At 38.4% G+C, this 26,506-nt stretch carries 24 protein-coding genes and 4 tRNA genes; 16 read left to right on the forward strand and 12 right to left on the reverse strand.

The annotated features are described in order from the left end of the window. Nucleotides 1-30: 30 nt before the first annotated feature. The 4 genes from ACG9ZL_RS02395 to ACG9ZL_RS02410 all read left to right on the forward strand — a co-directional run bounded on the left by ACG9ZL_RS02395 (nt 31) and on the right by ACG9ZL_RS02410 (nt 3,628). A complete protein-coding gene (locus tag ACG9ZL_RS02395) occupies nt 31-666 on the forward strand; it encodes a TetR/AcrR family transcriptional regulator (RefSeq protein WP_336952211.1) in 636 nt (211 codons plus the stop codon). A 507-nt stretch (nt 667-1,173) separates the two neighbouring features. After that, nucleotides 1,174-2,694 (forward strand): catalase, encoded by a 1,521-nt coding sequence (locus tag ACG9ZL_RS02400; RefSeq protein ID WP_004718136.1) that lies wholly within the window; start codon nt 1,174-1,176, stop codon nt 2,692-2,694. Nucleotides 2,695-2,796: 102 nt separating this feature from the next. Beyond that, on the forward strand, nt 2,797-3,243 hold the full coding sequence (locus ACG9ZL_RS02405) for a thiol-disulfide oxidoreductase DCC family protein (protein ID WP_336952213.1): 447 nt from the start codon (nt 2,797-2,799) through the stop codon (nt 3,241-3,243). After that, a complete protein-coding gene (locus tag ACG9ZL_RS02410; protein ID WP_336952214.1) occupies nt 3,230-3,628 on the forward strand; it encodes a DoxX-like family protein in 399 nt (132 codons plus the stop codon). Before ACG9ZL_RS02405 ends, ACG9ZL_RS02410 begins: the two co-directional genes overlap by 14 nt. A gap of 2 nt (nt 3,629-3,630) precedes the next feature. On the opposite strand, the gene ACG9ZL_RS02415 is transcribed toward ACG9ZL_RS02410, so the two are convergent. The 4 genes from ACG9ZL_RS02415 to ACG9ZL_RS02430 all read right to left on the reverse strand — a co-directional run bounded on the left by ACG9ZL_RS02415 (nt 3,631) and on the right by ACG9ZL_RS02430 (nt 7,000). After that, nucleotides 3,631-4,281 carry a hypothetical protein gene (locus tag ACG9ZL_RS02415; protein ID WP_419358937.1) on the reverse strand — a complete coding sequence of 217 codons (651 nt, stop codon included), beginning with the start codon at nt 4,279-4,281 and terminating at the stop codon, nt 3,631-3,633. A 64-nt stretch (nt 4,282-4,345) separates the two neighbouring features. Further along, nucleotides 4,346-4,873, reverse strand: a complete 528-nt coding sequence (locus ACG9ZL_RS02420) for a hypothetical protein (RefSeq protein ID WP_419327043.1) — start codon at nt 4,871-4,873, stop codon at nt 4,346-4,348. A 55-nt stretch (nt 4,874-4,928) separates the two neighbouring features. Continuing rightward, nucleotides 4,929-6,059, reverse strand: a complete 1,131-nt coding sequence (locus ACG9ZL_RS02425; protein ID WP_336952217.1) for an MBL fold metallo-hydrolase — start codon at nt 6,057-6,059, stop codon at nt 4,929-4,931. Nucleotides 6,060-6,061: 2 nt separating this feature from the next. Beyond that, complete coding sequence (locus ACG9ZL_RS02430) at nt 6,062-7,000, reverse strand: cation diffusion facilitator family transporter (RefSeq protein WP_336952218.1); 939 nt, start codon at nt 6,998-7,000, stop codon at nt 6,062-6,064. A gap of 127 nt (nt 7,001-7,127) precedes the next feature. On the opposite strand from ACG9ZL_RS02430, the gene ACG9ZL_RS02435 reads away from it, so the two are divergent. The 3 genes from ACG9ZL_RS02435 to ACG9ZL_RS02445 all read left to right on the forward strand — a co-directional run bounded on the left by ACG9ZL_RS02435 (nt 7,128) and on the right by ACG9ZL_RS02445 (nt 9,846). Continuing rightward, the gene (locus ACG9ZL_RS02435) at nt 7,128-7,586 is read left to right on the forward strand and encodes a GNAT family N-acetyltransferase (RefSeq protein WP_419358939.1); all 459 of its coding nucleotides are present in this window, start codon (nt 7,128-7,130) and stop codon (nt 7,584-7,586) included. Between the two features lie 558 nt (nt 7,587-8,144). After that, nucleotides 8,145-9,053 carry a DNA-binding transcriptional regulator HcaR gene (gene hcaR / locus ACG9ZL_RS02440; protein WP_336952220.1) on the forward strand — a complete coding sequence of 303 codons (909 nt, stop codon included), beginning with the start codon at nt 8,145-8,147 and terminating at the stop codon, nt 9,051-9,053. A gap of 121 nt (nt 9,054-9,174) precedes the next feature. Continuing rightward, nucleotides 9,175-9,846, forward strand: a complete 672-nt coding sequence (locus ACG9ZL_RS02445; RefSeq protein ID WP_336952221.1) for a DUF1345 domain-containing protein — start codon at nt 9,175-9,177, stop codon at nt 9,844-9,846. Nucleotides 9,847-9,983: 137 nt separating this feature from the next. On the opposite strand, the gene ACG9ZL_RS02450 is transcribed toward ACG9ZL_RS02445, so the two are convergent. From ACG9ZL_RS02450 to ACG9ZL_RS02465, 4 genes are all read right to left on the reverse strand, one after another. After that, nucleotides 9,984-10,589, reverse strand: a complete 606-nt coding sequence (locus ACG9ZL_RS02450) for a glutathione S-transferase family protein (RefSeq protein WP_419358941.1) — start codon at nt 10,587-10,589, stop codon at nt 9,984-9,986. Nucleotides 10,590-10,646: 57 nt separating this feature from the next. Further along, the gene (locus ACG9ZL_RS02455; RefSeq protein ID WP_336952223.1) at nt 10,647-11,348 is read right to left on the reverse strand and encodes a helix-turn-helix transcriptional regulator; all 702 of its coding nucleotides are present in this window, start codon (nt 11,346-11,348) and stop codon (nt 10,647-10,649) included. A 77-nt stretch (nt 11,349-11,425) separates the two neighbouring features. After that, complete coding sequence (locus ACG9ZL_RS02460) at nt 11,426-12,094, reverse strand: HAD-IA family hydrolase (protein WP_336952224.1); 669 nt, start codon at nt 12,092-12,094, stop codon at nt 11,426-11,428. Between the two features lie 153 nt (nt 12,095-12,247). After that, nucleotides 12,248-13,186 carry an RluA family pseudouridine synthase gene (locus tag ACG9ZL_RS02465; protein ID WP_336952225.1) on the reverse strand — a complete coding sequence of 313 codons (939 nt, stop codon included), beginning with the start codon at nt 13,184-13,186 and terminating at the stop codon, nt 12,248-12,250. Between the two features lie 768 nt (nt 13,187-13,954). On the opposite strand from ACG9ZL_RS02465, the gene ACG9ZL_RS02470 reads away from it, so the two are divergent. The 7 genes from ACG9ZL_RS02470 (at nt 13,955) to ACG9ZL_RS02500 (ending at nt 21,250) form a co-directional block, all read left to right on the forward strand. Next, nucleotides 13,955-17,374, forward strand: a complete 3,420-nt coding sequence (locus tag ACG9ZL_RS02470) for an Rne/Rng family ribonuclease (RefSeq protein WP_419358943.1) — start codon at nt 13,955-13,957, stop codon at nt 17,372-17,374. 207 nt (nt 17,375-17,581) lie between these two features. Next, nucleotides 17,582-19,423 carry a long-chain-acyl-CoA synthetase gene (locus ACG9ZL_RS02475; protein WP_336952227.1) on the forward strand — a complete coding sequence of 614 codons (1,842 nt, stop codon included), beginning with the start codon at nt 17,582-17,584 and terminating at the stop codon, nt 19,421-19,423. 194 nt (nt 19,424-19,617) lie between these two features. Beyond that, nucleotides 19,618-19,693: transfer RNA gene (locus ACG9ZL_RS02480), tRNA-Lys, on the forward strand. A gap of 92 nt (nt 19,694-19,785) precedes the next feature. Further along, nucleotides 19,786-19,861 (forward strand) — tRNA-Lys (locus ACG9ZL_RS02485). 93 nt (nt 19,862-19,954) lie between these two features. Then, nucleotides 19,955-20,030 (forward strand) — tRNA-Lys (locus ACG9ZL_RS02490). A gap of 161 nt (nt 20,031-20,191) precedes the next feature. Beyond that, nucleotides 20,192-20,267 (forward strand) — tRNA-Lys (locus ACG9ZL_RS02495). Nucleotides 20,268-21,055: 788 nt separating this feature from the next. Next, entirely contained in the window at nt 21,056-21,250 is a 195-nt protein-coding gene (locus ACG9ZL_RS02500) for a hypothetical protein (protein WP_419358945.1), read from the forward strand. A 341-nt stretch (nt 21,251-21,591) separates the two neighbouring features. Here ACG9ZL_RS02500 and ACG9ZL_RS02505 read toward each other — a convergent pair whose 3' ends face one another. Beyond that, nucleotides 21,592-22,263: a hypothetical protein gene (locus ACG9ZL_RS02505; RefSeq protein ID WP_336952229.1), complete on the reverse strand. Its 672-nt coding sequence runs from the start codon at nt 22,261-22,263 to the stop codon at nt 21,592-21,594. A 325-nt stretch (nt 22,264-22,588) separates the two neighbouring features. Between ACG9ZL_RS02505 and ACG9ZL_RS02510 the strand changes: the two genes are divergently transcribed. Next, nucleotides 22,589-22,849: a PspC domain-containing protein gene (locus ACG9ZL_RS02510; protein WP_004718168.1), complete on the forward strand. Its 261-nt coding sequence runs from the start codon at nt 22,589-22,591 to the stop codon at nt 22,847-22,849. A 90-nt stretch (nt 22,850-22,939) separates the two neighbouring features. Here ACG9ZL_RS02510 and ACG9ZL_RS02515 read toward each other — a convergent pair whose 3' ends face one another. Further along, nucleotides 22,940-24,040, reverse strand: coding sequence for an HPP family protein (locus ACG9ZL_RS02515; RefSeq protein WP_336952230.1), 1,101 nt, complete (start codon nt 24,038-24,040; stop codon nt 22,940-22,942). A gap of 122 nt (nt 24,041-24,162) precedes the next feature. Then, nucleotides 24,163-24,579: a lysozyme inhibitor LprI family protein gene (locus tag ACG9ZL_RS02520; protein ID WP_419327036.1), complete on the reverse strand. Its 417-nt coding sequence runs from the start codon at nt 24,577-24,579 to the stop codon at nt 24,163-24,165. Between the two features lie 24 nt (nt 24,580-24,603). Between ACG9ZL_RS02520 and ACG9ZL_RS02525 the strand changes: the two genes are divergently transcribed. After that, entirely contained in the window at nt 24,604-25,056 is a 453-nt protein-coding gene (locus ACG9ZL_RS02525; RefSeq protein WP_419327035.1) for a hypothetical protein, read from the forward strand. Here the strand turns inward: ACG9ZL_RS02525 and ACG9ZL_RS02530 are convergent. Next, complete coding sequence (locus tag ACG9ZL_RS02530) at nt 25,019-26,503, reverse strand: FAD-binding oxidoreductase (RefSeq protein ID WP_419358947.1); 1,485 nt, start codon at nt 26,501-26,503, stop codon at nt 25,019-25,021. The two genes, ACG9ZL_RS02525 and ACG9ZL_RS02530, sit on opposite strands and share 38 nt — an antisense overlap. Nucleotides 26,504-26,506 lie beyond the last annotated feature (3 nt).

Here is a 26,506-nt window from a genome sequence, read left to right on the forward strand (position 1 = left end):
AATACCTTCAAGGATGTTCGGATTATTTTTATGGCTTTACCTGCAATCAATGTGCGTCGTAAACCCCGCCAATCAAGGGCACGTATCACGCAAGAAGCGTTGATGGAAAGTTTTGTTCGGCTTTTACATGAACATCCTGCCAATAAAATTACCATTCGTGAAATTACTGATCTTGCTGGTGTGGGTTTAGGGACGTTCTATGAGTATTTTTCTAAAAAAGAAGATTTGATTGCTTTAACCATTCACCAACATGTAAAAAGCAATGCAGAAGTCTTAAAAAGTTATGCACAAAGCGTGTATGACTTATCCACAAAATCAGATTTTCAAAGCTATTTACAGCAAATTATTCATTTTCAACTTGAGCAAATTCAAACACAACAATTTTTATGGGCCCAGTCTTTCTTATTAGAACGACAGGTTTCCAGTATTGAAACGTATCAAAAAAGTTATGCCATGATGGTAGAGATGTGGCAAAACATGCTGAAACCTTTTATTCAGGATGATGAAAAACTTAAACAAATGAGTCTAAATGTACAAAGAATTTGCTATGGTGTTGTCTCGCAGACATTGCTGATCGAACCTGAGTTTAAGGATTGGAAAGTTTTGGAGGCGGATATGGTTCAAATTATAAATAGCGTTATATGTATTAAAAAACAGATTTTCTAAAATTGAATGCAATCAATTTTCGCTCTGCAAAATATTCTCAAATGGATGAAGACAAGTTGGTTGTATCCAAGTCCATTTTCACCAAAAAACACAAGCTGTTGATTTTTTATTTTTTATATTTTAAACCATCATTATTATTGTAAATAAAAGCTGAATTATTATTTTACCTATCAGTACGCAGAGCTCTGCCCCATTAATCGCCAAAACAAATCAATAACAATATTTTTATCAATTTTACAAATATAAAAAATCACTCTAAAGTAAAGTTATCGCTTTAAAACGTTGATTGCTCTTCCTTGATCAACAATTTTTTTAAAGCAGATATAGGCCAGTAAGTTGTTTCTAAAAATAAATGACAAATCATTTATTTTTAGATCAATTAGATTTAACAATTGTGCACTATATTGGTTTTTCAATTACGGTTAATGTCATGTAATAGCGAATATTCTTTATCTATTCCATCTATTCAAAAATGAATACATGATTAATTAAAAATGGAGAAATAGAATGAGCCAAGACTCAAAAAAATGTCCTGTAACCCACCTGACAACGGCCTTTGGTGCACCTGTTGTAGACAACCAAAATAGTTTAACGGCAGGCGCACGTGGTCCTCTACTGGCACAAGATTTATGGTTAAACGAGAAACTGGCCAACTTTGTACGCGAGGTTATTCCTGAGCGCAGAATGCATGCAAAAGGTTCAGGTGCTTTTGGTACATTTACCGTAACTCACGATATTACTCAGTACACACGCGCTAAAATATTCTCACAAATTGGCAAACAAACGGAAATGTTTGCACGCTTCACCACTGTAGCTGGTGAACGTGGTGCAGCAGATGCAGAACGTGATATTCGAGGTTTTGCACTCAAGTTCTATACCGAAGAAGGTAACTGGGATCTCGTTGGAAACAATACTCCTGTCTTTTTCATGCGTGATCCGCGTAAATTCCCAGATTTAAATAAAGCCGTAAAACGCGACCCCAAAACCAATCTACGTAGTGCAACCAACAACTGGGATTTTTGGACGTTATTACCTGAAGCTTTGCATCAGGTGACGATTGTGATGTCTGATCGTGGTATTCCAAAAAGCTTCCGCCATATGCATGGTTTTGGTAGTCATACGTACAGCTTTATCAATGCAAACAATGAACGTTTTTGGGTCAAATTTCATTTCCGCACCCAACAAGGCATTGAAAATTTAACCGATGCTGAAGCGGAAGCGGTTGTTGCTAAAGATCGTGAAAGTAATCAACGTGATTTATTTGATTCGATTGAAAATGGTAACTTCCCAAAGTGGAAGCTTCAAATTCAAGTCATGCCTGAAACAGATGCAGAGAAAGTCCCTTATCATCCATTTGACCTTACCAAAGTTTGGCCTCATGCAGATTATCCACTGATTGATGTGGGTGAGTTTGAGCTGAATAAAAATCCTGAAAACTTCTTCCTTGATGTAGAACAATCAGCTTTTGCACCAAGCAATTTAGTTCCAGGTATTAGTGTTTCACCTGACCGTATGTTGCAAGCGCGATTATTTAACTATGCCGATGCTCAACGCTACCGTTTGGGCGTGAATTATCAACAAATTCCTGTCAATGCTGCACGTTGCCCTGTTCACTCTAATCACCGTGATGGTCAAGGCCGTGTCGATGCAAACTATGGCGGTTTACCACACTATGAACCGAACAGTTTCAGCCAATGGCAAGAACAAGCTCAGTTTAAAGAACCACCATTAAAAATCAGTGGTGATGCAGATTATTGGGATTTCCGCCAAGATGATTCGGATTATTTCAGCCAACCACGCGCTTTATTCAATTTAATGAATGATACGCAAAAACAAGCACTGTTTGATAATACGGCGGGTGCAATGGGTGATGCACTTGATTTTATTAAGTATCGTCATATCCGTAACTGTTATGCATGTGATCCAGCGTATGGTGAAGGCGTGGCAAAAGCCTTGGGCTTAACTGTTGCAGATGCACAAGCTGCACGGGATAGCGATCCTGGTAAAGGTCATCCTGGTTTTCAATAAGTCTAGTTCAATAAAAGTCATTCAATAGAAACCGCCTTCGGGCGGTTTTTTATTTTGTATAAATGCACTATATTGAAGAAACTCCCAATTGCGAGTAAAGCCATGCAACAGAAAATTGAAGCGCTAATTCAACAACATGACATCATTTTATTTGATGAAATCTGTGTGTTATGTAATGGCTGGGCAAAGTTTTTAATCAAATATGATACACAGGCACAATTTAAATTAACTTCGGTGCAATCACCTTTAGGACAAGACATCTTAAGACATTACCAAATGCCCACTGAGCAATTTGATAGCATGTTGGTGATTAAAAATGGGCAAGCCTATAGTGAATCCACTGCGTTTTTAAAAGTGATTGAAAGCTTAGGACCACCCTTTTCATATTTAAAAATGGGGTACGGGATACCTAAATTTATCCGAGATTTTCTATATTGCCGAATCGCTTTAAATCGCTATCGTTTATTTGGTACAACTGCACAGTGTTTACTGCCTTCATCTAAAAATAAAAAACATTTTTTGGAACATAGCATTGATGCAAAATTCTAAAGTACTTCAGAATGCCTTATTGACCATTCATATTTCACTGGCTGTATTATGGTTTTATCAAGGGCTCATCCCTAAAATTATATATAAAGTCATCGAAGAGCAACAATTTTGGCAATTTACAGGGATTCAATTGTTGCCCATTCCTAGACTTATTGAACTCTCAGGATTTGGAGAAATAATATTTGGTGGATTATTTCTTATTTTTAGACAATCAAAGCTTCTGCATTATTTAAATATCATCGCGATGCTGTTGTTTTTACTGGTTGTTGCGATCGTTTATCCACACTATTTTGCGCGGGGTTTTAATCCTTTCATCATGAATACCGCAATGGCCACACTGTCTATTGTCGCAATTCAACTTCTCAATGCTCAAAAAGCCGAATAAACTTACATTCGCATATTTGTACCAAACTGCTCTTTCCATCCTTTGGTTTCAGTCGCAATTTGCTTGGCAAGTTTGCTTTTCACTTCTTGAATTAAGCGCGCCCGTTCCTGTCCATGCACAAATCGACCTTTATAATCACTTTGCATGGTTTGAATATATTCACTCAATGCACGTTGTTGTTGCTTAGTTTTTGGAGCGGTATGCAAAAATTGAAGGTATTCCTCATCTGGGTTTGTGCTAAGCGGATCACCCAAAATATCTTCAACATATAGTACAGCACTGACTAATTCCACTTTACCCTTTGCATCCACAGTATAGGTTTGTTTGCGCACACCATAAGGATAGGTCCAGAGTCCCTGCCGATCACCCGAAGCCCAGTAGCTATAAAAAATAATCTTATTATCTTTAATCTCATAATCACCCAATTCAATCTGGTGAATACTACAGTCACCCGTGGTTGAATAAATTGTATGCGTGAGCAGCTTTTTATTATCTCGATATAATTCAATATCTTTTCGTAATAAATCAACATCATCTTGATTCATCCCTGTTTTCAACTCAAAATTATTTTGATTAATTTGTATATTTTGAGTCTCAGCAAAAGCTGTACAAGATAATGCCAGTAACATCAATAAAGTTTGGATTATTTTCATTATTCATCTCCCTTGATTTTTCAATCAGGAATCAACACTATTTTTTAGTCTGGGTAAATACCCCCTAATCCTGACACAGCTTTTGCAAAACTGGAAGTATTTCACCTGCCTGACTAAAGGGTTGTGTCTGACGATAATGCTCGACCTTTTTAACCAGTTTATAGTTTTTATCATCCTGACTTTTAAACTGCTCAAGTCGTGTAAATGTCCGATCCTTACACAGTACTTGATAATAATTAATCATGTATTGCCTTTTTGGGTTCACACTTTTAACCCAAGCTTGAATAAGTTGATTCCCATCAGATATTGTGGTGATACTTTCAAAAAATTGATTATTTGAATTTTGATGAATTAATTTCCATTCATCACCCGTTTCCAAGTCATATTTTTCATTGAGAGGTTTGATACTCTCTGTATCATCTGCTGCTGGACTATCTTCTTCGGCTGTTGCCATAGTCATCTGATCTCCATCAGCACAAGGCTTATCTGAAACACAATCAGCCCCAGCCGCTTGAGTTAGGTCTATAGATTTTGCAGCAACTGAGCTCATCACCAAGCAAAACAACAAAGTACTCGATAAGATTTTTATCATTTTTAGTGTTCTCAATTTTTTAGCGCTCTCAATTTTTATGGCTCAATAAGACTCACTACACCACCAATTTACGGCCTTCACGAATACAGTAGAATGGATTAATCATTTTTGATGAATTCTTCATAGCCTTTTGTAAATCCTGCTCAGGCTGTTCCCGCGCTTCATCCGTCAATTGGAAAGTACGGTAATGAATTGCCAAAGAACGCTTGGCTTGTAAATCTAAATGCGCCTGAAAAGCATCTTGTGGATTCATGTGCATATATTTCATTAGCGCTCTTGGTTCATACGCACCGATTGGCAATAACGCAATTCGCGGTGAACCTAACCGTTTTTGAATTTCTTTAAAATGCGGTGAATACCCCGTATCGCCAGCAAAGAAGAAATGACCATGTTGCGATACCACAGAAAAACCACCCCACAATGCAATATTCTGATCACGTAAACCACGACCCGAGCCATGCTGTGCTGGGGTATAAATAATTTTTAAGTTTTTAAACAATGCAGATTGCCACCAGTCCATCTCAATCACATGGAACTCTTTAGGCAAGTAACAGGCATTGCCCAAACCTGTATAGATTGGCATGGCAAACTTGTTGTGTAGCCATCTTAAAGAGGCTAAATCCATATGGTCATAGTGATTATGACTGAGTAAAACTGCATGAATCTCTGGCAATTGTTCTAAAGCAATTCCAGCAGGAATCACACGTTTTGGTCCACGCCCATGTTTCGGACTAACATAGTCGGCCCAAACAGGATCAGTTAAAAAGTTATAGGGACCAATTTGAACCAGTACAGTCGCATGACTCACAAACCAGATTTGCCAATCATGTTCATCAGCATCTGGTCGATTCTGAGGTAATACGCGTGTTGCCGCATAGAATTCTGATGATTCTTTTTGGGTATCCACATTCCAAGTATATGATTTTCGGGTACCCAGCCATTTCATCAAATCCCAACGGCTACGCCCTTGTGGTTTACGTACTTCATTAAAGAACCGTTCACCATTGTGCTGATTTGAACCAATCACACTAAATACAGGTTTATACCATGTATGTGACAGACAATTTTCAGTATCAATTCGATAATGCAATTGTTGAACTTGCTGAGATGGAACAGTCTTATTTTGCATTGTGTTGTCTTGTACCGTTGTATCTTCAAGACGTACCATTGGCTCTTGTTTCGACATGATTACTCTAAACGCCCTTTCATTCTTTCAAGCCATACTTGCTGTGTTTGTGGCTTCACGAATAATGCCACGATTTCGGGATGAATACTTTTAATCTTTGCTTCAATTCTGTTCACACAGACTTCGATATCATCTGAAGTTAAACTATCTTTAAACTCTAAGCTTAAAGAAGCAATCACTTGATGTGCGCCCATTTGTTCAGTCAATACGCCATTTGCTGAATGTACGGCAGGATCTTCTTGAGCAATTTTCAATACATTATGACGCAGTTTTGGATCTGCTGTTTCACCCATCAACAACCCTTTGGTTTCCCTTGCCAAAAGCAAGGCTGATATAGCCAAGACAACACCAATCAGTACCGAAGCCACACCATCTAAAACGGGTAAATTAAACTGCTGAGCACAAAATATTCCAAGCAATGCAATGATTAAGCCAATTAGAGCTGCTGAGTCTTCAAATAAAACAGTAAAGGTTGTCGGATCTTTACTGCGACGGAATGCTTCAAAATATCCCATCTGACCTTTGGTCTTTTTAAATGTTTTCAACGCAATAAACCATGAAGCTCCTTCACAAAGCAGCGCAAACCCGAGTACCACATAGTTGACCAATGGGGATTGTATAACTTCTGGATGACGAATATGTTGAATACCCTGATAAATTGAAACTACCGCACCTAAAGCAAAAACCAACAGTGCAACAATAAAGGCCCAAAAGTATAACTCTCTTCCATAACCGAAGGGATGATGATAATTTGCAGGCTGTTGTGATTTTTTTAAACCATACAGCAATAAGATTTCATTTAAAGTATCTACGACAGAATGGACTGCCTCACTGAGCATCGCTGAACTATTTGTAATATAGGCGGCAACAAACTTAACCAGAGCAATGGCTAAATTGCCCAAAAGTGCTGCATATACAACAATTTTGTTGGAATCTGACATTTATTGTCCTGTTTTTTATCATCAAATACATCAATTTGATTTTTATAGCTGTCCTGCTTCATATTAGCGAAACTATCTGTGATTTTTCTTTATTTTTTGTTGTTTTTCACAATTGAGTGAATCTTTTATGGAACCCAATTTAACCAATATTCTAAATACTCCGTCGCAGTCTCATCCACAATTATTGAAAATTTGGGAAGCTTCTGTGCGTGCGACTCATGACTTTTTAAATGAACAACATATTTTACAAATTAAAACACTCATCATTCAGCATCATTATTTTGATCATGTGCAGTTGTTTCATGTGGAACGTGAAGGTCAAATCGCTGGGTTTATGGGACTGGCTTATCAAAAGATTGAAATGTTATTTATTGACCCTAATTTTTTTGATCAAGGCATCGGTTCAATGCTCATTCAAAAAGCTTTTGAGTTAGGTGCACATGAAGTAGATGTCAACGAACAAAATATTCGTGCTTTGGAGTTTTATAAGAAACATAACTTCCAACAAATTGCGCGTTCAGAACTTGATGCTGAAGGTAATCCATTTCCAATTTTGCATTTAAAATTAAAGAAGCCATCCGTCTAAACGTTTTGAGATAAAGCGATATCAAAAACATCAGCATGAACGCTCTCATCAACTCTAGAATCTCTAGATACATAAAGCTGACTTTACCCAATCTCAAAGTCAATTTTATGAAATTCTCAGTATAATCATGTCTATAAGACAGATTGAAACAACTTAAACCAGTGCAATCAAACACTTTTCAAGTGTTCGTTCATATAAATTAGGATCGCTTTAGATTAATGGCGAGATATGGCCATTATGTAGATTAATGAAAGTCTTGATATCAATTCTTTCATTCCTGCAAGTACGCTTTTGACAAGCAAGAGCCATAGATAAATTGATTCAACTTTGTACAAATGATTGCTTCTAGGCTAGAGCTTAGAGAAATATTTTTTATTTTTATTAAGATATTTTATAGATTATTCACCTTGTTATTTTCTATATTAAAATAACAATGAATTTTAAAAGTTCATTTATTTTCTAAATACTATAATCATCTTCACCTGACAGTTGTTTATAGATTATACTATTATAAAATATTAGTAAGACATTTTTTGGATTATTCTTTGGACGCGTTATATGGAATTACGACATCTGAGATACTTCATTACTGTGGCTGAAGAACTAAACTTTAGCAAAGCAGCACTGAGACTTTATACGGCACAACCCTCACTCAGCCAACAGATCAAAGATCTTGAAGAAGATGTCGGTGTTCGACTGTTAAATCGGACAAAGCGTAAAGTTGAACTTACCGAAGAAGGCGCTGTTTTCCTTGAACAAGCACGCTTAACCTTAGCGCAAGCCGATAAGGCTGTTGCGATGGCCAGACAAGTTTCCAAAGCCAAACAGCAATTGTTAAGGATTGGGTTTGTGCCCGTTGCTGAAATGAAAATTTTCCCTTATGTATTGCCTAATTTAAGGGTACAAAATCCTGATCTCAAAATTGAGTTATTTAACTTAAATAACCTTGAACAAATACGTGCAATGAAAAAGGGTGAGCTAGATATCAGCTTTAGCAGACACAATTTTCATAATGAAGAATTTGAAAGTAAATTTGTGCTGCGTGAGCCGTTAATTGTTCTTTTACCCAAAGACCATCCTTTAGCAAAGCATGAACGTATCCCTGTTAAAGCATTAAATGCTATCGACTTTATTATCCCTGCCGAAGAACAATCCAGCACCTTACATAACACCATTTTAGAATTTGCCAAACACAATAATATTGAATTGAATATCGTCCAAAAAGCTGACAATATTTTACTGAATATCAACTCAGTTGGAGCGGGCTTAGGCTGTACAATTTTGCCGAGTTATATTGCGCCATTGACCACCAGTAACACCGTCATTCGACCTTTAGATATTGAACTGCCCTATCTAGACTTGTATGTGAGTTATCGAAAAAGTGCTGGCTCGGTTGCTATACAAAAGTTCATCGAATTATTAACCAAAGTATTTTATTTGGATATCAATCGCTTAGAGCAAGAATAAGAGCACTGCTCCAAAATTGACACAGCATTGTTTTTTAAATAGGACGGCTTAAACACATAAAACTTATGTCCATTTTTTTTACGCAAATACATCTCAATTTTTAACTTAGGCGGTGTCCATCATGATAGGACGTGCATTTCATCAATTTCGATCAGGTATACAGTCTCGCCCATACTTCTTTATTAGTTTTCTACTCACTGCAGTTGTATATATGGGGATGTCTTTTGGTACAGATTGGCAGTGGTCAACCAATTTGTTATTCAGTTGGAATATTGCCATTTTGATTTATCTCATCCTAACGATGAAAATGCTCTGGGCAACCAATCAAGCGCATATTTTAAAGCGTGCTCAACAGCAGGATGCTAGCAAATGGATCATTTTGCTGTTGGTTGTGCTCTCACTCATCATGTGCTTTATTGCCATTATTATTGAACTGGCACATTTGCCCGATGTGACTGGAATTAAAGCAGGACATATCGCTTTAGCGATTTTTACCATTATTTTTGCATGGTTATTTATGCATACCATTTTTGCTATTCATTACGCACATGACTTTTATTTGGCCGTAGAGAATCGACAGGATGGAGGATTGGACTTTCCGAAAACCCCTAAGCCAACCTATCCTGAATTTTTATATTTTAGTTATGTCATTGGTACTTCTGCACAAACTGCAGATGTATCTATCACTTCTCGCTCAATGCGAGTTTTAAATATTCTACATATCCTTTTGGCATATGGATTTAACACGACGATTTTGGCGATCTGTATTAATGTTGCTGCAGGTTTTATTTAACAGAAGTAAAAAATAGTGGGATTAACACCAAAATCCAATCTCCAAAGTTTTTTATAATTTTCTGCGCTTGAATATGACTAAAAACCTCAATACAAACCCAGTATGAGATCATGCTAAGTTTGCATCGTCTTGATGATTTAGTCGCTAAAAAGCACTTGATTATTTCTTAAGTTTTTTCTGCTTTTGATTGAATTAAGATACTTTTCAATTGCAGGATGGCTTTCAATCTCTGCCATCTTCAATTGCCAAAATAGCATGGAGCCAACAAACACATCGGCTACCGTAAATTGCTCACCACATAGATAAGGTTGAGCCTGTTCCAAGCCCTGAATTAAAGCCGTATAGCTGTCCTGAAAGTTTCCATAGCCAATATGCATTTTTTGTTCATCGGTAACCTCAACCTTTAATGCGCGATCCGTTGTGGCTGCATCCCACGGTCCAGCAGCAAAGAATAACCAACGGAAATACAAACCACGTTTTGGATCATCCAGCGCTGGTGCAAGCCCTTGATCAAAAAACTTATCTGCCAAATAGGCGCAAATTGCAGGCATTTCATAAATCACCACATCGCCATCGACTAAGGTGGGTACTTTGCCAAATGGGTTAATGTTTAGATAAGATTCCGACTTCATTTCAGTGTGATAAGCCAACTCAATTTTTTCAAATTCAGCCCCCAGCTCAATCAGTAGCCATTCAATAACAAGACCTCTAGACTGCGCGTTGCTATATAGTTTTAAGCCCATTTTTCCATTCCTTTATAGTGGTGTATTGAATATAAAGGGCGGCTGTGTCAGTTTTTGTCAGGAGCTTTTTAGCATGGATTTTTTTTGCAGCTCTTTTTGCCACCATGCCTGAAAAAGATGGCGCTTAAACTCTGGGTAAATGATTTCAGTCACATTTAATTTTTGTATACGATCTAAACGAAAATTTCGAAAATCTTCACGTAATTCACACCATGCAGCCAACAGCATTTTGTCATTGAAATATCCTAAAACAAAAGGCCAAAGCATACGGGTAGAAATATTTTGTTTTTCATCTAAATAATGCACTTCGATCTTGACCTGATATCGAATAGCTAGACGTACTTGTTCGACAATTTTTTCGTCAACCACAAGCCAATGGTTGATAGACCGAAGCATGGTTTCATCAATCAGCTCTTGTTTATTCTTGGGCAATACTGCATTAAGTTTGGCCAAAACTGAATGTGCAGCATTTTTCAATGCTGGATCTGGCACTGACCTTAACCAATGCAATGCCAAGAACACTGCTTCGACTTCTGTTTCATCCAAACTCATCGGAGGCAGTAAAAAGTTTTCTTTCAGCTGAAATCCTAAGCCCGCACTGCCCTCAATATTAACACCTTGGTCACGTAAACTTTCAATATCCCGATAAACACTTCGGACACTAATCTCCAAATGTTCTGCTAAGCATTGCGCGGTAATGGGATAACGCTGTTCACGTAAAAGTTGTAATAAAGTGAGTAATCGAATAGAGCGGCTCATGGTCAATTTTTTTATTATAACTCGTTGGTTTTATCTAAGTTTACGCTGAGAGCAATCTGCAAACAGCGTAAAAGCAACTAAGCAACTTCAGGTGCCTTAAGCTGTTGAGCTAAAAACTGATGTAAATGATCGACGTTATCCGCGATCGTCAGCGGATTAAAACGCTGTAATACATCAATCGCATGTACCCCATAACTCACCCCAACACGTGGCATAGCAATATTCTGTGCCATTTCTAAGTCATAAGATGTATCACCCACCATAATGGCTTGCTCCGCCTGAATTCCAGTATAATCTAAAATTTCAGCCAACATCAATGGATCGGGTTTGGATTTGGTTTCGCTGGCCGCACGGGTGATCTCAAATAAATTCTGACTCTGGGTCTGAGCCAAAACACGATCTAAACCACGACGGCTTTTTCCTGTTGCGACTGCCAATTTGATATTTTGATTTTTTAAATCATGCAACATTTCAGAAACGCCAGCGAACCACAAATCATCTTTGGAATGCTCAACATAATGATCACCATAGCATTTTAAAATTTCAGTATGTAACTCTGGAACTTGAGGAAATAACACTTGAGCAACTTCAGGCAACCCCAAACCAATAATACTTTTCGCAGCATCAGCTGTTAACGGCTGCTCAAATTCTTTTGCAGCCACCAACAAACTCGCCACAATTTGCCCAACTGAATCAAATAAAGTGCCATCCCAATCAAAAATGATAAGCTTTACAGGTTTTTGCATGAATTATTTCCAATATTTGCTCAGTGTACGCATGACTCATTTTTAAATCTTATACGCTTTACATGACAAGCTAACGCATTTTTAAACACAAAGGGAACTTTTCATATAACAAGTTCCCTTTGTGTAAAAGATAAACTGAGCAGCAAGATAGAATCAATCTTTCTTTTGTGCTCTTAATTGTGCAACCAAGCTTTGCATATCTTCCGGTAAAGGCGCTTCAATCACAGGATAACCTGGAATTTCTAATCGCATCGCATGTAAGCTTAATCTCCGAGCTTTTGGTCCACGATATTCTGTTTCATGACCGTACTTATCGTCACCCACCAAAGGATGACCAATACTTAAGCCATGCACACGAATTTGATGGGTACGACCCGACAATGGAGAAGCATAGACCAATGTTGCGTGCATAAAGCGCTCTGCCACTTTCCATTGTGTCTTAGATTCTTTACCTTCATCTGAAACACGTACACGACGTTCACCATTGGACAATTCATAGCGCAATAAAGGTTGATTAATCAACTGTTGGTCTAAGCTCACTTGACCTTTGACAATTGCAGCATAGGTTTTTTTAATTTTATGCTCACGCAACAAGTCTTGTAGCGTTTTCAAGGTGCTACGTTTTTTACTCACCATCACCAGACCTGAGGTATCACGGTCAATACGATGAATCAATTCCAAATATTTTTTACCTGTCGCCGCACGTAAGCCTTCAATTAAGCCGTATGCCACACCGCTTCCGCCATGTACTGCAATTCCAGAAGGTTTATTGATCACCAATAAACCTTCATCCTCATACACCACACGGCTAAGCAAGCTTTGAGCAACTTTATCGGATACAGGTACATCAGTTTCATCTTTTTGCTCAAAGCGAATAGGTGCAACACGGATTTGATCGCCAATTGCCAGCTTAGTTTCTGCTTTTATACGCTTTTTATTGACCCGCACTTGACCTTCACGAATTAAACGATAAATACGGCTTTTCGGCACACCTTTCAGGCGAGTAAATAAGAAATTATCGATGCGCTGGCCTTCTTGATGCTCGTCTACTTCAAACCAAGTTACATTTTGCCATTGTTGCGTAGAATTCATACAGTTAGGTGATCCAATAAAAAACTAAAATTTGATTAAAAACTGATCATTTAGACTATGCTTTTCATACAAAATAAGCATATAGCCCATAGGCAGATGATTCAAGGTTTGCTATAGTCAGCGCACGGATACCACCGTAAGTGAAATTTAGTGCCACCCTTTTTTAAAAATGAAAGCGTGACACATACGATAAAATTCACGACAGATGCGGAAAGGTCCCAAAAGAATATGCCGACGCCGAAGGCTTTATTATATCGGCAAAAAGACAAACTGTTGCGTTTAATTGTACTTAAAGTACAGAAATCAGTTTGTTTAAAAATATATGTCGCCAACCCAGACGTTGGTTTTTAAACATAAACTGATGCACATCAGGCAAGTCGCTGTAGAGTGTTATTCAGGACATAAGTGTTTGAGGCATTGGAACTGCACAATTTGTAAAGGTACGATGATAATTCCGTATCAAGACGCTCTCACAAAAGTTGAGATGCTCTTCGAGCAATGTGATAGTGAAAGACGAATCAAATCAGTCATCCAATGCACCACTTAAGTGCCAGTGAAAACCTCAAAACTTTAATCGTGCAAAGATTAAAGAAGTATTGCAGCATCAATACAGGCATCAAACCCAACCTTGCTCAAAACAAGTGGGTAAATTACTCAAATCATATTGGATGTATCCGTGATTTGGGCATTGATCCAATATTTTAGATGTTCGCTTCACTTAAAAAGATAGCGAGTTGTTGGTGTGAATCACTATTAGGTGTTACACCCATGAAACGTATGTTGATTAATGCAACACATGCCGAAGAAGTTCGCGTTGCACTCATCACTGGTCACCGTCTTTACGATTTCGATTTAGAAAACCGTACACGTGAACAAAAGAAAGCCAATATCTATAAAGGCCATGTCACTCGCGTAGAGCCTTCTCTAGAAGCTGTATTTGTAGAGTATGGAGCAGGTCGTCAAGGTTTCTTGTCGATGCGCGAAATTGCCAATACTTATTACAAGGCAGATCCTCGCCAAACTTCAAATATTCGTGAACTCATCACTGAAGGCACAGAACTTCTCGTTCAAGTTGAAAAAGAAGAGCGTGGCAACAAAGGCGCGGCACTTTCAACCTATATATCTCTTGCTGGTCGCTATTTAGTATTGATGCCGAACAATCCGAAAGGTGGTGGTATTAGCCGTCAAATTTCGGGTTCAGTTCGTGAAGAACTTAAAGAAATGTTGGCGTCATTAAATACCCCACGTGGTATGAGCGTGATTGTTCGTACAGCAGGGATTGGGCGTTCACAAGAAGAACTTCAACTTGACCTTCAACATTTGCTAGATCTTTGGGCTCAAATCCAAGGTACTGCAAACTCTGGTCCATCACCAATGCTTGTTCATCAAGAAGCGGGTGTTGTGACACGTGCTATCCGTGACTATTTACGTGATGATGTTGCAGAAATTTTAATTGACTCAGAGCAAGCCTATAACGAAGCCTATAACTTTGTTAAAGCGGTTATGCCAAATCAATTGGATAAGTTAAAAACCTATACTTTAAATGAACCGTTATTTGCGCATTTTGGTATTGAAAGTCAAATTCAAACAGCTTATGAACGTGAAGTTAAACTTCCTTCAGGCGGTTCAATTGTGATCGACCAAACTGAAGCACTTGTTTCAATTGACATCAACTCAGCGAAATCAACACGTGGGCATGATGTAGAAGAAACTGCACTCAGTACCAATTTAGAGGCAGCGGAAGAAATTGCTCGCCAATTACGTTTACGTGATATTGGTGGTTTGGTTGTGATCGACTTTATCGATATGACCAAAGAACGCAACCAACGTATGGTTGAGGCCAAACTTCGTGAAGCGACGCAAAGTGATCGTGCCCGTATCCAGTTCGGTCAATTATCTCGTTTCGGTTTAATGGAAATGAGCCGTCAACGTTTACGCCCATCTCTTGAAGAAGCTACTGGTTATGTATGCCCTCGCTGTCATGGCACAGGCATGGTGCGTGATTTACGCTCACTTTCTCTTTCAATTATGCGTAAAGTTGAAGAGATAGCATTACGTGAACGTCAAGGTGAGGTTCAAGTTGAAGTGCCTGTTGAAATTGCAGCATTCTTGTTGAATGAAAAGCGTCACAGTCTGGTTTACTTAGAACAAACGTCAAATGTTCGTGTGACTGTATTGCCACATCCACATTTAGAAACTCCACATTACGAAATCTCATATAACCCTGAAGGTTTTGCGCCAACAAGCTATGAGCGTACTGAAGCTACACGTTCAAGCGAAAAAGAATTGGGCTATGAGTCATCTGAGTGGCATTTGGAAGAAGAGCAAACGCAACACAATACTGCACCGGCTCAAGCGCAAAACAATAAGCAAAATAGAAAACAACAACCTGCTCAACCACAAAAAGTTCAACAAACGGTTCAAGCACAAGTTGCTCAACCAGCTTCAAGCCCATGTGCTTGGTTAGAAAATCTGTTTGTCCAAAAGCAAGCGGCAACAGTTGACCAATCACGTTCTGCAAACAATGCAGCTGCGGCAATTGAACAAATGATTAATGGCGGTGCTATAAGCCGTGGTCAATTTGGTCAAGTGAATAATAATGTTGCTCCAACAGCGATTGAAGCTCAGGTTATTCCTGAAACCAATGCTTATCTTTCACATGCACCTGTTCAAAAACAAGAACCGCGTGAATATGAAAAACAGGGCGAGAAAGAAGAAAGAGCGCCGCGTAACAACAACAATAAAAACAAAAATCGTAACAAGCATAAAGAGCCACGTGAACAAAATACTGATCAACATCAAGTGATTGAAGAAGTGGTTCAGGTGCCTCGTCAAGAGCAACGCCAAGAACAGCGTCAGGAACAACGTGATCAACGTCGTCAGCAAAAGCAGCCACGTCAACAGCATGATCAAAATGCTGAAGCAACCCCTGCTGAACAAGCGGTTCCACGTCGTGATCGTAACCATCAGCAACGTCCAAACCGCCCAAATCGTCATCGCGATAGCAGCGTGTTTAATGATGAGCAACAACAAGCGCCAAATAACAATGCGCCAGTAGAGCATAATCAAACTCAAGAGCAACAACCTAAAGTTGAACTCATTGACACACCGAAGCATGCAGCTCTTGAAACAGCTTTAGTGGTCAATCTTGATCAAGCTCAAAGTGAAATTGTGGCATTAAACCCGCAACAAGTTGCTGCGCCAGCAAGCAACAAACCGAAGCGCCATGATCGCAATGAAAAAGCTGAAACTGTTGCTAAAGCACCTCGCACTGTAGACGCTCAACCAACTATTGCGCCTGCTGTAGAAAGTCAGACCGTAACTACTGAAGCAAAAACACCTGCAGCAGAGGTTCGAGTAGAACAGCCTGTGCAACGTGCCAGCAATGACCCGCGTCAAAAACGCCGTCAACAACGTGATGCTGCTCAAGCAAAAGCAACAACCCCTAAAATCGCACCATCTCAAGTACCGACATTAAATCAGTACACAGTGGGAACTTTGATTCGTCATGTTTATGGTGATGACTGTGCGGTATTGATTGAACAGTTTGGATTAATTCCAACATTCAATCGTGCATTGGTTAAGTTTACTGAAGAATATTCAGCGACCTTAACTGTGGAAGAAAAGACCGATGTACAAACCAAGCAGCCTGTAACACGTGATGTTGCTATCTCTAAAGCAGCGCCAGAAGCACAACCTGCTGATGTCTTAGACTTAACGCCACCAAAGCCTGAGAATGATCGCCGTGTAGCGAATGATCCTCGTGAACGTCGTCGTTTAGCAAAACAAGCAGCTGTACAAGCAAAGCAAGAGCATCAAGCTGAACTTGAGCAACAACCAGAAGAAGTGGAAACTGAGACTCAAGCAAGCCCAGTTGAAGCAGCACCTGTGGTTACTCAAAAAGAAGAAGTGCAAGCTGAAACACCCGTAGAAACTACAATTGAAACAGCGCCTGCGGAAGTTGAAGTGGTCAAAGAAGCCCCAGCTAAGCCAGTTGAAAAAGCAATTGTTGCAACTGAAAAGGCGAAAAAGCCACAACAATCACTTGCTTTAGATACGACTGCTGAAGTTGGCATAGATGAAGATGCCCAAAAGGCAGACAATGTGGCAACAGATGAAAAACCGGCCCGTCCTCGTCGCCCTCGTGGCCGTCCGCCAAAAAAAGCGACACCACCAGCGGATGAGTAATGTGTAAAAATTTGCTTAAAATGTAGCGATTAAAGAGAACCTAGTCATTTCGATGGCTAGGTTTTTTTGCTATTTTGAAGAGATTATCAGGACATTTGTCAGATTAGGTTGATTGCACTAGTCTTATACGATTAAAAAGACAAATGTAATGTGAGTCGATGATACTCTAAAAATTGTATTGGATTACGAAAAATAAATAGGATTGATATGAGTCAAACAACACAGGCCGATCTCATCGGATTTACTGATGTCGCAGAGCGCTTACCACAGCTCATCAATAAGCTTCCCAATATCCTGACTGGACTTAAACAAGCTTATATCAGAACACCCAATACGCCTGCTGGGCTAGGTCTTGCTTTTGAACGTGCTGTAAAACGCAATCCTTATGGTGATGCGTTATTATTTGAAGATCAACGCTATAGTTATAAAGAGCTGAATAACTGGGCCAATCAAATTGCACACTTTTATCTTTCTATTGGCATAAAAAAAGGCGATGCGATCACGGTGATGATCGAAAATCGTCCTGAACTGATTGCGACCGTGATTGCACTGGCAAAAATTGGCGTAACAACAGCTTTAGTCAATACCTCACAAACAGGTAAAGTGTTGACACATAGTATCAACTTGGTCAATCCTGTTGCGGTGATCGTCGGTGAAGAATGCCGTGCTGCGGTAGATGAGATTCGTCAAGACTTAAACATTGCTCTAGACCGTCTACATTGGTTTGCAGATCAAAATACAATGCAAGAACCAGGTACAGCACCTCAAGGCTTTATCAATCTCGCTGAAAAAATTCAACAATTTCCAAAATTCAATCCTTCGACTACACAAAGTGTCAAAGGGAAAGATGGCTTGTTTTATATCTATACCTCTGGCACAACCGGTTTACCTAAAGCTGTGGTATTTACCAACAGTCGTTGGACATTGGCCTACGGAACATATGGTCATGTCTTAAACTTAGGTGAAGATGACGTGATGTACTGCACTTTACCGCTTTACCATGCAACAGGTATGGTAGTGTGCTGGTGTGGTGCAATTGCAGGCGGTTCAGCTTTGGCAATCCGTCGTAAATTCTCTACCTCTGCATTCTGGTCTGATGTCAAAAAGTTTAATGCGTCGGCAATTGGTTATGTCGGTGAACTTTGCCGCTACCTCATGGATGCACCTGCTTCAGAACTTGATCATACGCACCGTGTCACTAAAATGATCGGTAATGGTATGCGTCCAAATATTTGGGGCAAATTTAAAGAACGCTTTGGTATCGAAGAAATTTTAGAACTTTATGCCTCTAGTGAAGGAAATGTAGGCTTCAGTAATGTTTTTAATTTTAACAATACTGTTGGCTTCTCACCTACACCTTATGCCATCGTCCAGTTTGATAAAGAAAAAAATGAAGCCATTCGCGACAGTCATGGTATATGTCAAAAAGTCAAAAAAGGTGAAGTAGGCTTATTGATTGGTAAAATCACCAAGCGTTCCCCTTTTGATGGCTATACAGATCCTGAAAAGAACAAGTCAGTGATCATGAAAGATGTCTTTAAAAAGGGCGATTCTTACTTTATTACTGGTGACTTGGTTCGTGATATTGGTTTCCGACACGCTCAATTTGTCGATCGCCTTGGTGATACTTTCCGCTGGAAAGGTGAAAATGTTTCGACCACTGAAGTTGAAAATATTTGTAGTGAATATCCTAAAATTACAGAAGCTGTAGTTTACGGCGTTGAAATTCCAAATACCAATGGTCGAGCAGGTATGGCTGCCATTACTTTACATGATGGGGAAGAACTGACTGAACAGGATTTAAGCCAGCTTGCAGCCGAGTTTAAAAAGAACTTGCCAGCCTATGCAGTTCCAGTATTTTTACGTATCCAACAAATTGTAGAAACGACGGGTACATTTAAATATCAGAAAAATAAATTAAAGGAACAATCCTTTAATCCTGAAAAAACCTCTGATCGTATATTGGTATTACTGCCAAGTGCCAATGCCTATTGCGATGTCACTCCAGAGGTTTTTGCCAATATTGAAGCTTATAAATACCGTTTCTAAACTAAAAGCCCTGATTTCAGGGCTTTTTTAGTTCATTTTGTGTTATTTATAACCGAACGTTGCAAACTTTCTTAATTTTTACTTGCGCTCTATCAATATCTTGCTAAAATACGCTCCATCAAAACAAAGTGGTGTTTAAAAACTTTTTAGTTTTCTTGCACTACATATTCAAGCCTAGCTTGGATGAAGGTTCAGGGTCGTTAGCTCAGCTGGTAGAGCAGCGGACTTTTAATCCGTTGGTCCCGCGTTCGAATCGCGGACGACCCACCACTTAATTGTTTTGACCTGTAAATGGATAGCGATAGAAAATTTTCAATTTTCACAAATATCGAGTAAAGCACTGCTTTACACGTCCTCACTCAGGGTCGTTAGCTCAGCTGGTAGAGCAGCGGACTTTTAATCCGTTGGTCCCGCGTTCGAATCGCGGACGACCCACCATCTTTATGTTTTAACCTGTAAATCGATACCGATAGAAAATTCTCGATTTTCACTAATGTCGGGTAAAGCATCGCGCTTTACACATCTCCCTCAGGGTCGTTAGCTCAGCTGGTAGAGCAGCGGACTTTTAATCCGTTGGTCCCGCGTTCGAATCGCGGACGACCCACCATTCTTTCTTAGGGCTTCTTTCTGTACGGTTAAAGTACTACAATAGAAACGAAACCTGCAAATATTCCGACCAAAACCAAACATCTGCATTAGATGCTTCGCCACCCTCGAAAATTTTGCTTCATCATTTGTTCTCGTTTAACTATGGCTTAGACACGTTCAGGGTTGTTAGCTCAGTTGGTAGAGCAGTAGACTCTTAATCTATTGGTCGTGGGTTCGAACCCCACACAACCCACCAGATTTTTAACAAACTTATCCTCATTAAAATAAGTCCACTTAAATTTTTTACAACAGCACGATGTCATCAAATTTATTGTTTTATCATTCAATCAATACTAAAAATTAATACTCAAAAATATAAACTTAAATTTGAGTCAACTGATTCAACTATAAATAGCCAAACCTACAATCGTAATCAAATGACACAACCCAACCAGATCGTAAATCAATCACGTATATTAGCGTGACACAGATTTTCAAGAATTGCCTGAATCTTACTATTTTCCATAGATGTTATGGACATAAGGAATCTATCCCATAAATAAAAAAGTATAACCAATCTGAGAATTGGGTTAAATTTTATATTCAGTATCAGGCCCTAAGTTTTTTTAAATTAGGGCTAAAAGAGACTGAATAGTGTAGTAGTTACTCCATCGCAAAGAAATCAAAATTATTTATGAAATCACCTTAAAATTTCAAATCAAGATCATCTAATATTTTGAAAAAATTAAGGCCAGAATAACCATGAACAAATTAAAGAAAAAGTATCCCAAGCCTGTATTTGTTCAATATTCAATATCGATATATACATCTGCTTGAATATCACTTGAATTGAGTAAAACAATGGGTTAAAAACCAATCAACAATCTGTAGTTGAAAAATGACGTTTAAATAAAAAGAATTTTTACGAAAAGTAAATCAATATGATTAAACCAATAATTTTATCGGTAATACTGACAACAATGGTAACCCATTCTGCTGTGTCCACAGAAATGGAACATGCAGCGGGTCTTAGCTTAAGTGGTTATGCCGCACTCGCAACAGACTACGTTTCCGTGGTCTAACCAATCTAATGATCCTACGCTACAAGGAAGCTTTGTACTGTCACATGACTCGGATTTATACGGTGGAATCTTTACTGCCGATACAAACTTCGGTGATTCAGCATCACTACATTTTGAATTTACCTCATATATTGACTATAACACGGCATTAAATTGATCTAAACAAATTAAACCTCTACTAGATTTGAGCTATAACCCATTTAACTACCTAGGTTGGTCAGATTGAGCATGGCATGAGTTTTCAGCACGTTTAACATTTGATAACGTATTTTGGGGTAAAGATAGTCTCTTAACCCATATTAATTATAGTAATGACTAAATTGAATTTATAGGTCATGCATAGAACTTAACCTTAGGCTATTCAGTACCATTGGCTGAAACAGGTTTTGGTCTGACATCAAGTATTGGTTATTCTATCATTCTAGATAAAGGCTCATTGTTTGATCTTATTTTTGATTGTTTAGCTTTTCAATTATCAATTATTTAACTACTAATATTTTAATTATCAAATTTCTTTAACACATAGGCTTTTGTTGGTGCGGTATGGTGTTGACTAAAATAGAGCCGATTTTCTTCAGTTCCATTAATAATTTTATCAATATCCATCACCAAATCATTTTGTTCATCCACTTTATAATAGAACTGGATCCCTTCAATTCGGTTAATCACGATTTCATGATTTAGCTCATCATAGATCCAAGTATTTTTTTGATAAGCACGATTCGATTTTATATCATTATTTTCGTATGTTATTTTCCCCATATAAACAAAGGTGCGATGTGCAGTGCCGTCTGGAAGTAAGTTAATAATAAACTCTGCACTGCCTTTATCACATTTGGCGAATGGATCTTCACAGCTCATTTGTACATGATAACGCCCCACAAATGCCTCAGCTTTTGTAGGAAGTTCCCCACTTTGCTGATCTTGACTCTGCATATCTACTACAGCAGGTAGAGTTGCTTGACCCGCAAGGTCTGTTAGTTTTTTTCCTTCGCTTGAATGAGCATGTTGCGGTGTTTCTTGTAACGCAAGCTCACTCGATGAATTTTGTGTGTCAGATGTACCTTGTTGTTTATCATTTGATTTTGAGGAATCACAAGCACTCAGTACTGTACAAATACTGATACCTAGAATTCGAAAAAAATTTACTTTATGAAAAGTTAAATACATAAATCCAAATAACCCAATTGCACAGCACCAGCAACATCAAATATTAACCTACGTATATATTATTGTGTTACACCAGTTCTCGAAATCTTAATGATGTATTTTTTACAAAAGTATAAAAAACGTATTTGTCTCAACCACCCACTACAGAGGTTTGGACACTTTTTACATTATTTTTAATGATTTAAGTGGCCCTGTTACACAGTCTTAACAATTTTAATCGGTGATTCACTTGAAGAATCAAACAGAAACGCCACTATTTAATAATATAAATTCATTTTTAAATTTTTAATCATGAATGATGATGAATTATTTTAAGGAGATTTAAATGGCCAATTCTGGTTTATATCGTTCAAGCCGTCACAATATGATCGCCGGTGTAATGGGCGGTATTGCTGAACGTTTTGGTTGGAATGTAACATTGCTGCGAATTATTTTCGTGATCGTTTCATGTTTGAGCGCAGCTTTTCCAGGTATTCTGGTGTATTTGGTGCTTTGGTTAATTATGCCCAAACAAAAATTGCAGCTAAATGAACCGCAAAGCTATGAGCGCCCTGTACGAACTATTTATGAAGAGAAGACCCATTAATTGAATTTGATTTAAAGGTATTACCCTTTTCAGCTACAACAGTTCCCCCAAACTGCTGTAGCTTTTTTTATATCGCATCTTTTTATAGTATCATTGTGCATTATTTAGTTGTTGCTGCAATGCTGCGATCATATCTGCGCGACTAATGATCCCGACCATTTTTTGATGATCAACTACAGGGATATAATTAAAAGAGCGTTCAACGAAATAAGGCACCAAGTCTTGAATTGGTTGCATCGGCTGTACAGTGACCACTTGTCGATTCATAATTTGTTTGACCAAATTTTCCCAAGGGGCACGAGCATCAGCAGCGCGTTTAAACCATTCTACAATTTCATACAATGCCAATGTACCAACCAACTCCCGATCAGTATTGATCACTGGCAAACTCATCAAATTCACACGTTTAAACTTATCTAAAGCTTGATGAATATCATCTTGCTCATCTAGGCTCATGACATCTTTGCTCATAATATCTTGGCAAAGGTATTGATGTACTGCCCTTGCATTGGCCTTTTCTTGTGCTTCTAAAATGATTTTTTGTAAGTCATACTCACTAATATCTAAAAGCTGTGTCTGTTGTTCTAACACATCTTGAATATCTTGCGGTTGAATGGTGACTTTCTGTGTCGGCGTTGGATCCTTAGAACGTGTATTGAGCTGTGCAACTTGTGGATATTGCTTTCCCAACATACGATTAAAAATGATCGCAATCACCAGCAGCAAGACTGAATTGAGTAATACTGGGTAAAAGATAAATTGATAACCCAACTGATGAATAGAAGCGCCACCCAACACGGCAGTAATCGCCACCGCACCACTTGGCGGATGCAATGAATCTGTACTCATCATCAAGAAGATCGACAATGCAACAGCAACACTAAATGCCTCGGTTGGATTGGAAATAAAGATGGTACAAGTCACGCCGACTAAACCTGCGATGGTATTCCCCACCACCATATTCCAGGGTTGTGATAAAGGGCTTGCGGGTACAGCAAAGAGCAATACCGAGGACGCGCCCATCGGTGCGATATACCATGCATTAAATCCACCGAGTACATACCAACTGACCAATGATGACACTGCTAATCCAAGCAGTGCACCAACACCACAGACTAAACGATCTTTTAGCGGTAAAACTTTAAAATTGGGTTTTAAGGTATTTAACCATTCAAGTTGCGTATGAAACACGACAGTCCTGCGCTTTAACACGTTTTAAAGTGTGAATTATACGATGTTGTGATTATAAGATATATTTATTATCTATCTTAAATGGATAAATTTTCCAAGGATATTTCTCATCCACTGATTTTTCACTGAGCATATTCAGTCAATTGATCAAGTCTTTTCCCATATTCTTGCATTGGACAAAACTCATACATGGGTGAACCAATATAGCTTCCAGCATTTTGGCACTCCTGATCAACATAAGCTTTCCATAAGCGTTGTGATTTCATGATATCGTTATAACGTTCTTGCTGATGGTCTATCTGGCTCTGTTTTTTGATCTGATCGAGAACTTTGACAATTTCCTTTTCATAATATGCCCTACTCTGATTACTACACGATTCAACCACAGCATTGTTGATGTTTCCTAAAGCCAGTTTTTCGATAGTTTGTTCAACACATTGGTTATATACATCGGGTGAAGCAACACTCTGTTCTGCATAAGCCGATATTGAACAAATAGTTGTAGATAAAATCATCATGATTATGCATGCTTTTATCATATTTATTCCTTTATTGTTTTGATCATGACTCAATATAGCAATAAATCGATTTTAAAGGCTTTGTTTTTAGCACCCAGTCTGAGCTTAATCCTATTGGTCGCGTTTTTCCTTTTTATGAATCATCAATATGATATACAGTCTCTACTCACAATATTTGGTATTAGCTTAATCGTTTATCTGATTTATTGCGTTATAGTCATTCCAGTTGCTTATGTCATTTCACTTTGGCTTGCACATCAGTATTGGCTTAATTTTTTCAGTATTTTCGTCGGTTCACTATTGATGTGGTTAATTGTCAACATCATTGGCTATCTTGTTTTTACTGGATCATTGCCTACACCACTATGGAAACTATTGAGCGATTGGTTTTTTTATGCAATTTCTGTATTTGCAGGGTGCTGTTATTGGGGTTTATTAAAAGTATTTTCCAGACCATCATTCACGACTCACGATAATGTAGATAGAACTGATTACTAAAAATCTCCTCTGGATCATATTTTTTCTTCAAACTAAAAAAAGCATCCGTTTGCGGATAGGCTAAACGCATCTTGTCGCGACTCACATGTAAGCGATAAGGCAAATAAAATGTGCCTTGATTTTTAAGTGTAATATCAACCAATTGCTGAGTCAGTTGTTGCATATCCTGCTCTTGTTGTGCAGTCTTCTTTTGATTAAACAGAAACACCAAGCCAAAAACATCCTCTCGGGCATAATTCATAAATGCATCATGATCATGTTCAACTTCACGAATCGTGATATTGAGTAGATCCACTTTTTTAGTTTTTAAAACGGGCTTGAGATCTTGAATAAACTGAGCCAAGTGCTGCTTTGGAATAAAATATTCATGCAATAGATCGGTTGAATGGATATCTTTATTTTCAATCAAGGCGGCATCTTCACTGAGAATTTCATTACGACTAAATGTCGCATAAGGCGATACTGAATTCAGACTACTTTCTAGATCCCAACGTAGCCGTTTGCCGTATTCACTATCAACAGAACCACGAAACACAATTCGCTTGGTTTCAGCATTTTTACTTTGTTGTTGTGATAATGCCAAAGGTTTTTTATCAATTTTTTCAAAATAGTTTAAGGTTGCCTGCTGTAAAAAATGTTTATCTGAAATACGTAAACGACCATAAGCAAATTGTACATTTGGATTATTACTGACAATCTTTTGGTACGCCTTTACATAGTCTTCAGGTAAAACTGAAATTGATTGAAATGTTAAAGCAACATTATCAACAACTTTTAATTTTACATCGAGAATAATGCCAAATAATCCATAGCCACCAATCACCAATTTAAATAGTTCAGGATGTTTTGTACGACTACATTTTACAATTTCTCCCTGGGCATTCATCAAGGTAAATGACTCAACACTGGATGAAACTGGGGGTGAATTCTTTTGCCAACCATGTCCATTGACACTGATCGAGCCGCCAATTGAGAAATTACTAAACGCTTGCATCACTGCAATTGATTTGCCATAGCGGTCTAGATACCGAAGTGCCTCTTCCCACGTTGCACCCGAGCCAATCGTGAGAATATTACTCTTCTCATCAAAGCTCATGTGGTTATAAGGCAACATATTCAGTGCAATACCATCAGGGTAAATGGTGTGCCCGCCCATACTGTGCTTAGCTCCTGCAATCGAGACTTTTAGATGATGTTCAGCTGCATATTTAAGTAAAGTTTTAAGCTGTCGTTGAATCACTTCGGGTGTACTTTCTACATCCACAATTTTATGCACTTTTGTCAAATTAAGATGACTGGCATCATCCCGATAACCTGTAGGAATATGCTCAATTCCCTGTTGCTCATTGATTTTTGTTTTAAAAAGATGAATTGCAGGAATAGAAATAACTGCCAATACAATAAGGAGAAGGCTTAGCCAAAGTTTGTTTTTCTGTATTTTTTGCATAAG

The sequence above is a fragment of the Acinetobacter legionensis genome, from assembly GCF_048551735.1.
Lineage (GTDB): Bacteria > Pseudomonadota > Gammaproteobacteria > Pseudomonadales > Moraxellaceae > Acinetobacter.